This is a genomic window from Pseudomonas sp. NFACC13-1, from assembly GCF_900104425.1.
Classification (GTDB): domain Bacteria; phylum Pseudomonadota; class Gammaproteobacteria; order Pseudomonadales; family Pseudomonadaceae; genus Aquipseudomonas; species Aquipseudomonas fluorescens_AA.
This window is the reverse complement of sequence record NZ_FMXV01000014.1, coordinates 132,222-138,931: the sequence shown is the minus strand read 5'-3', so window position 1 is coordinate 138,931 and position 6,710 is coordinate 132,222. Positions and strand designations below refer to the sequence as shown.

The 6,710-nt window shown below is 61.9% G+C and carries 4 protein-coding genes; 3 read left to right on the top strand and 1 reads right to left on the bottom strand.

The window, feature by feature from the left end; translation table 11 throughout:
- Positions 1-300 precede the first annotated feature (300 nt).
- The 3 genes from aroQ to accC are packed head-to-tail and all read left to right on the top strand — an operon-like array spanning position 301 to position 2,618.
- Positions 301-756 (top strand): type II 3-dehydroquinate dehydratase, encoded by a 456-nt coding sequence (aroQ, locus tag BLQ55_RS18285; protein ID WP_072410269.1) that lies wholly within the window; start codon positions 301-303, stop codon positions 754-756.
- 24 nt (positions 757-780) lie between these two features.
- Positions 781-1,245, top strand: coding sequence for an acetyl-CoA carboxylase biotin carboxyl carrier protein (accB, locus tag BLQ55_RS18280; protein WP_053118072.1), 465 nt, complete (start codon positions 781-783; stop codon positions 1,243-1,245).
- Positions 1,246-1,262: 17 nt separating this feature from the next.
- Positions 1,263-2,618: an acetyl-CoA carboxylase biotin carboxylase subunit gene (gene accC / locus BLQ55_RS18275; RefSeq protein WP_092204787.1), complete on the top strand. Its 1,356-nt coding sequence runs from the start codon at positions 1,263-1,265 to the stop codon at positions 2,616-2,618.
- Between the two features lie 80 nt (positions 2,619-2,698).
- Here accC and BLQ55_RS18270 read toward each other — a convergent pair whose 3' ends face one another.
- Positions 2,699-6,670, bottom strand: a complete 3,972-nt coding sequence (locus tag BLQ55_RS18270; RefSeq protein ID WP_092255697.1) for a dermonecrotic toxin domain-containing protein — start codon at positions 6,668-6,670, stop codon at positions 2,699-2,701.
- Positions 6,671-6,710 lie beyond the last annotated feature (40 nt).

Below are 6,710 nucleotides of genomic sequence, written 5' to 3'. Positions count from 1 at the left end.
CGCAGATCCCCTGTGGGAGCGAGCTTGCTCGCGATAGCGGTGGATCAGCTTGCATCGATGTCGGATGTGCCGCCGTCATCGTGAGCAAGCTCGCTCCCCCATCGATTCGCGGGACCCGGGAATTGATGCTGCCACAGGGGGCGGTATCCAACCGTATGACCGGATCAGAGACCCGGGTCACAAATTTCGCGCAAACATCGCTCATCGTGCTGGCTATTGCCGAGAACTGGACAGTCATTAAGGCTTTGCGGCATAGTCGCCGGGTTCTGATACCTGCTCACAGATAACAAGGAACAGCAGATGGCGACCCTATTGGTCCTGCACGGACCCAACCTGAACCTGCTGGGCACCCGTGAACCGGGCGTCTACGGCGCCGTGACACTGGCCCAGATCAACCAGGACCTGGAACAGCGGGCCCGCAACGCCGGCCATCATTTGCTCTATCTGCAAAGCAACGCCGAATATGAACTGATCGACCGCATCCATGCCGCGCGTGGCGAAGGCGTGGATTTCATTTTGATCAATCCAGCAGCTTTTACACATACAAGTGTCGCATTACGTGACGCGCTGCTGGCGGTGAGCATCCCATTCATCGAAGTGCACTTGTCCAACGTGCACAAACGCGAACCTTTCCGCCATCACTCCTACTTCTCCGATGTAGCAGTGGGAGTGATCTGCGGCCTTGGCGCCAGCGGTTACCGACTGGCCCTGGAGGCCGCCCTAGAGCAGCTTGAACAACAAGCTATACGCCCCTGACCGACCCTTGGGAGTTGATGATTCATGGATATCCGTAAAGTTAAGAAATTGATCGAATTGCTGGAAGAGTCCGGCATCGACGAGCTTGAGATCAAGGAAGGCGAAGAGTCCGTACGCATCAGCCGCCACAGCAAGACCCCGGCCCAGCAGTTCTATGCACCGGCGCCGATGCAGGCTCCGGCCGCCGCGCCTGCTCCAGCAGCGGCCCCGGTTGCCGCCGCAGCGCCAGCCGCACCGGCGGCACCGACGCTGAACGGCACTGTCGCTCGTTCGCCAATGGTGGGCACGTTCTATCGCAAGTCTTCGCCATCCTCGCCGTCCTTCGTTGAAGTCGGCCAGACCGTGAAGAAAGGCGACACCCTGTGCATCGTCGAAGCCATGAAGATGATGAACCACATCGAAGCTGAAACCAGCGGTGTGATCGAATCCATCCTCGTCGAAGACGGCCAGCCGGTTGAGTACGACCAACCGCTGTTCACCATCGTTTGAACCGCGGAGAGCCTTTGATGACTGCGAAGTTGGAAAAAGTTCTGATCGCTAACCGCGGTGAGATCGCCCTGCGGATTCTGCGTGCCTGCAAAGAGATGGGCATCAAGACCGTCGCCGTTTACTCCAAGGCCGACAAAGAACTGATGCACCTGGGCCTGGCGGACGAATCCGTCTGCATCGGTCCGGCGTCGGCTGCGCACTCCTACCTGCACATCCCGGCGATCATCGCCGCTGCCGAAGTGACCGGCGCCACCGCCATTCACCCGGGCTACGGTTTCCTGGCGGAAAACGCCGACTTCGCCGAACAGGTGGAAAACTCCGGTTTTGCCTTCATCGGTCCGAAAGCCGACACCATCCGCCTGATGGGCGACAAGGTTTCGGCCAAGCACGCCATGATCGCGGCTGGTGTACCGACCGTTCCGGGTTCCGACGGCCCGCTGCCTGAAGACGAAGAAACCGCTTTGCGCATCGGTCGCGAAGTCGGTTACCCGGTGATCATCAAGGCCGCTGGCGGCGGCGGTGGTCGCGGCATGCGCGTGGTACACAAGGAAGAAGACCTGATTTCCTCGGCGAAACTGACCCGCTCCGAAGCGGGCGCGGCGTTCGGCAACCCGATGGTCTACCTGGAAAAATTCCTGACCAACCCGCGTCACGTCGAAGTCCAGGTGCTGTCCGACGGCCAGGGCCAGGCCATCCATCTGGGCGACCGCGACTGCTCGCTGCAACGTCGTCACCAGAAGGTCCTCGAAGAAGCGCCGGCACCGGGCATCGACGAGAAAGCGCGCGAGGAAGTCCTGGCACGTTGCGTCAAGGCGTGTATCGACATCGGCTATCGCGGCGCCGGTACCTTCGAGTTCCTGTACGAGAACGGTCGTTTCTACTTCATCGAAATGAACACCCGTGTTCAGGTGGAGCACCCGGTTTCGGAAATGGTCACCGGTATCGACATCGTCAAGGAGATGCTCAGCATCGCCGCCGGCAACAAGCTGTCGTTCACCCAGGATGACGTGGTCATCCGCGGTCACGCGCTGGAATGCCGGATCAACGCCGAAGACCCGAAAACCTTCATGCCAAGCCCAGGCACGGTCAAGCATTTCCATGCTCCGGGCGGCAATGGCGTTCGCGTCGATTCGCACCTGTACAGCGGTTATGCCGTTCCGCCGAACTACGATTCGCTGATCGGCAAGCTGATCACCTACGGGGCGACCCGTGACGAAGCCATGGCGCGCATGCGCAATGCGCTGGACGAAATCGTGGTAGACGGGATCAAGACCAACATCCCGCTGCACCGCGATCTCGTACGTGACGAAGGCTTCTGCAAAGGCGGCGTCAACATCCATTACCTGGAGCACAAGCTGGGCAACCAGCACTGATGCCTCACGTGATGTAAAAAGACCCCGGTCCATTGGCCGGGGTCTTTTTTTGCGCGCGCCTCAAAGGCGCAAGTGACGGATCACTTCAACTCCACCATGGAGTAGGCGTGTGATTCGATCTTCGCAGCATTCGCCCGCCTCCCCTGTTGGGTGAGGACGACGCCGTTGGCATTTTCGACCAGGATGTCGCTGCGCATGCGCGCCATGAATCCGCGAGCTCGCATGGACACCGGATCCGTGTTGTTCTTCGCTCGCGCCAGGACGGGTATGTAAAAGCGTTCGACCTGGCTGCCGGACGTCTTGAATACCGACGTGACACCCGTGCGCAGATCCAGTGACACGCCATAGTTATTGCCCAGGCAGGAAGAATACGACCAGTGATCCCAGGTCGGTCGCAGCCCGTGCCCCCTCATCACCTGCCTGACCGGCTCGCCGATGTCAGCCCCCGTCAACCAGTCACCGCCGACCAGGGTGGCACGGACATCCTTGGCCGATCCCCCCAGGCGCCGCATCACATCCCGGACACTTCGCTCGATCAGCGCGCGGATGTTGTGATCGAAATGAATGACCGCCCCGACCCGGGTGGTCGGGTTGTACAACGAAGCGATCACGCACGTCTGTGCATTGAGCGAGAACAGGTAGCTGTCCGCCGCCTCACTGAACCTCGCCACCACGGCCTCGCCCTGCAACGCCCCCCTTGTCACGTCCGGGGAGACATGCCCGGGGAACGCCTCGCGCAAATCGCCTATGCGCCCCAGGTTGCGCACCTCATCGCTACCACCGCTCAACCCGACTTTGTTATGGGTCCACTTGCCATTCGCCATCCTGCGGATGGGCAATTTGTAAAACGCGCCGGGGCGCCGGGCATCCACCAGGCACAGGCCGCCAAAGTAAGGGTCCCTCTTCACCTGGTAGTACCTGCCCCCGCTCGCAATGTAGTAAGTGCTCCGCGGTTGCGAAGCGCTGGGCGGGCTGCGATAGGTGCCGAAAAAAATCCCCTCCTCCGTCACCAACTGCAGATCCCCTGGCGTTCTGCCAACCGCCTGCTGCGGCTTGAGGCGTATGGCCGGAACCAGCGGCCCGGACTCTTTGGCGACCACCGATGACGCGCTTCTCAAGCGTTGCGCAGACAATGACAAGGGCTTCACGGCACGCTGCAAGTGCCTCGCCGCGTGCCCCAGTGCCGTGGCCATGCTGGCGGCGCCGAGCGTGGCGAACAGCGTTCCCCAGGTCGCGATCAGCCAGTGACCGAGCGCGCCCTCCGTGTCGCCTTGCACGTGTCTCTGGATGGCCTGCCTGGCGCTGACGGCAATCAGGCCGATGTCCAGCAACAAGGCAAAGGGCGGGTAAACCATGCACACCGGAACGGCCGCGAAGACCAGGCCCTGGAATACCTGGTTGCGGATCATTTCGGCACGACTGGTGGTGATGTCCTCCACATCGGTGACAGCGCGCTCGATGCCTGCATCGAACTCGGCACGGATATCCATCAGCCGATTGAGTTCACGCAATGTGTCGACGCGAGTGGTCCCGGCCGCCAGCGCCAACAGTGTCCGCCCCACGGCGGCACGGGCGGCGAGTGCGACCCGCTCCAGTACGTAATCGTGCAGTTGCGCGGCGATGCTCCCGGAAAACGCCAGGTACGGGCGAAACAGGATGCCGTCCGGCGCGTCGGGTGTGTACATCCAGTAAGAAGCCTTCGGATCGAAGTAGGTGAACACGTAGACGCCCAACACCACATGACCGGCGACGGTCAACTTGATCACGCCTTCACGCGTCACGGCGACACCGGGGTACGTGGCGCCGTTAGCAGGTCGCCCATCGCTCAATAGCGTCACTTGCCGGGTGAGCCACTGGAACGCTTCGGCACTCAGCATCGACTTGCCGTAGGCCACACGCAGGTCGCGGTCCATCCTGGCCAACAGCATGTAGCAGTAAGCCTCGCGGCGCTTGGCATACTCGGGCGCCGTGGCGTCGAGGAATCCAGCACGGATGTGCCTGGCATATCGCTCGCCCAGGTAGGCCACGCGAATGTAGGACGCCAGATCCGCACTGCGAACCTGCGCCAAATCCTGCCCGACAGAGGAACGCACGCCCTTGGCGGGGTCGTCGATGTCCGCGTTGCGCTCGTATCCGTAGATGGCCAGGTCCAGCAGGCTGGTGGTTTTTTTCTCGGCGGCCAGCCCCGGAATGTAGTCGATGAAGACCGTGGCCGGATCGACCGCTTCAAACACCCCCTTGCTGCGCATGTAGGGCCCGATCATGTCGGCGAAGGTACGCTTGGCGAAATCCATGAAAGCTTCATAGCCCACGAACTGCTCATCGAACACTTGCCGCTGAACCAAGAATTCTTGGTTCAGGCCGCTGATGTTGCGCCGGGACTCAAGCGGCAACGCCGAGTACCAGCGAGGCGACTCGCTCAGCTCCACGTGTGCGAGGTTATTGGCCAGGCCGGTCGAAACAGCATTCTGCAGACAGGTCCTGAAACTTGCCTGCGTGCCCCTGAGGTCTTGTTCCAGATCCCAGGAGACCGGTTTTTCCATCACGCGGGCAAAGTACGCCCGGGCCTGTCCACGATCTGTCGGCGAGAGTTGCTGCAACAGGTATTCGCGACCGGCCTGGTGTTGGGTCCAGGCCCCGACTTCGCCGCTCAGGGCCCGCAGCGAAGGCAACTCGATCCATTCCTGGCCATCGGGTTTGCCGGGGGCAAACAGCAGCAGGCCACTGACAGCACCGCCCCCGTCTTCACGATAAAACACCAGGAGGTCGGCACACTTCAGGCCATTGGGAAGCACCAGACTGGCGACACGCAACCCGCCGGCGATGGGCGTCGCGATGTCGTTTTCCCAGAGGGCTGCGAGGTGGTCATGGCTGGTCACCGACAACTGGCCTGCACAACGGGCGACAAACGCACTGTGCTGCAACCGCGCCACAAACCAATCGAGCATGGCGTCCTTCAGGTCCCCCCTCCCATACCGCTCGGCCAAGGCTGGCAAGTACCCGGCAGGCGCGTCGACGCTGGCCAACAACTGCGCAATGAAAGCCGGTGAAAGAGGCTGGTTACGGAGCATACCGCCGTTCTCGACCAGGAACACCGACACCGCGTCCGGCCGTATCGGGCCGGCCGCCACCAGTTCACTCAGGCTGTAGGTGCGTACGGGCTGACCAACGACCGTTCGCCACTGCAACTGCACACGAATGCCGTCCGGCTCGACCTCCATGTCCAACTCATGCCTGACATAATCCCTGGCCAGTTGCCGAGCGAAGGCCCGCAGCGAGCCCAGGCCATCGACCCGCTCATCCACCAGCGCCTGCGCCAGCGCGGTCTGGCTCTCGAAAGCCCGCAACGATTCACGATCAGAAGGGCTCACCCCCCGCAGCCAATACGGCAATTGCAATCGCGCCAGCGCGCCAAGGTCCCGGCGCTCGGCCGTGGTTGCCAATACGGTCAAGCGACTTGTCCGGCGCCAGGCGTCCTGGAGTGCTTCGATCTGCTCTCGCAACTCATCGACACCCAGGCCAACCAGACGGTCAGGCCGAAACAGCTCGTCGACCGCGCCCCTGTGCCCATCCAGTTTTTGCCTGACCACATCCTCGAGCGAGGCATCGTGCGCCGTCATTCGCCAATGCCGCCGCAGATAGTCCTTGTAGTGATCGACAAACCTTGAGGCCGCGCCCTCCACCACCTGGATAACGAACGCCCGGCGCTCGGCCGCAAAACCCAAGTCTGGCCCGTCGGGCCAACGGTAGGGCGCGTCCTGCTCCTCGTCATACACCAACGGCGCCTGGTCGATCATGCGCTGCAGCACGGTATCGAGCAGGGTGCCCAGGAAGTGTGGATCGATGTTGCCTTGGTAATGGTAGGTGCGCAGCTCGACCAGCAAGTACTCTTCCAGCACCTCCAGCAGGCTCATCTGGGTGTTCAGTCGCGCGTCGATCGCCTCTTGCCAACGTGTCAGTTTTTCCAGGGTCGCCTGTGCGGTCGCCACCGGCGGGGAATCGACCGACCCCGTGCGCTCCATGTTGCCTTGCCGTCGGGCAATGATGTCCATACACAATCCTCCCTGCTGTGTGGACCGGCACCTTATCCGC

Bases quoted from the DNA above. Each gene is read 5' to 3' on its own strand.
- BLQ55_RS18270 (WP_092255697.1), bottom strand. From the start codon at position 6,670: ATGGACATCATTGCCCGACGGCAAGGCAACATGGAGCGCACGGGGTCG.
- accC (WP_092204787.1), top strand. From the start codon at position 1,263: ATGACTGCGAAGTTGGAAAAAGTTCTGATCGCTAACCGCGGTGAGATC.
- aroQ (WP_072410269.1), top strand. From the start codon at position 301: ATGGCGACCCTATTGGTCCTGCACGGACCCAACCTGAACCTGCTGGGC.
- accB (WP_053118072.1), top strand. From the start codon at position 781: ATGGATATCCGTAAAGTTAAGAAATTGATCGAATTGCTGGAAGAGTCC.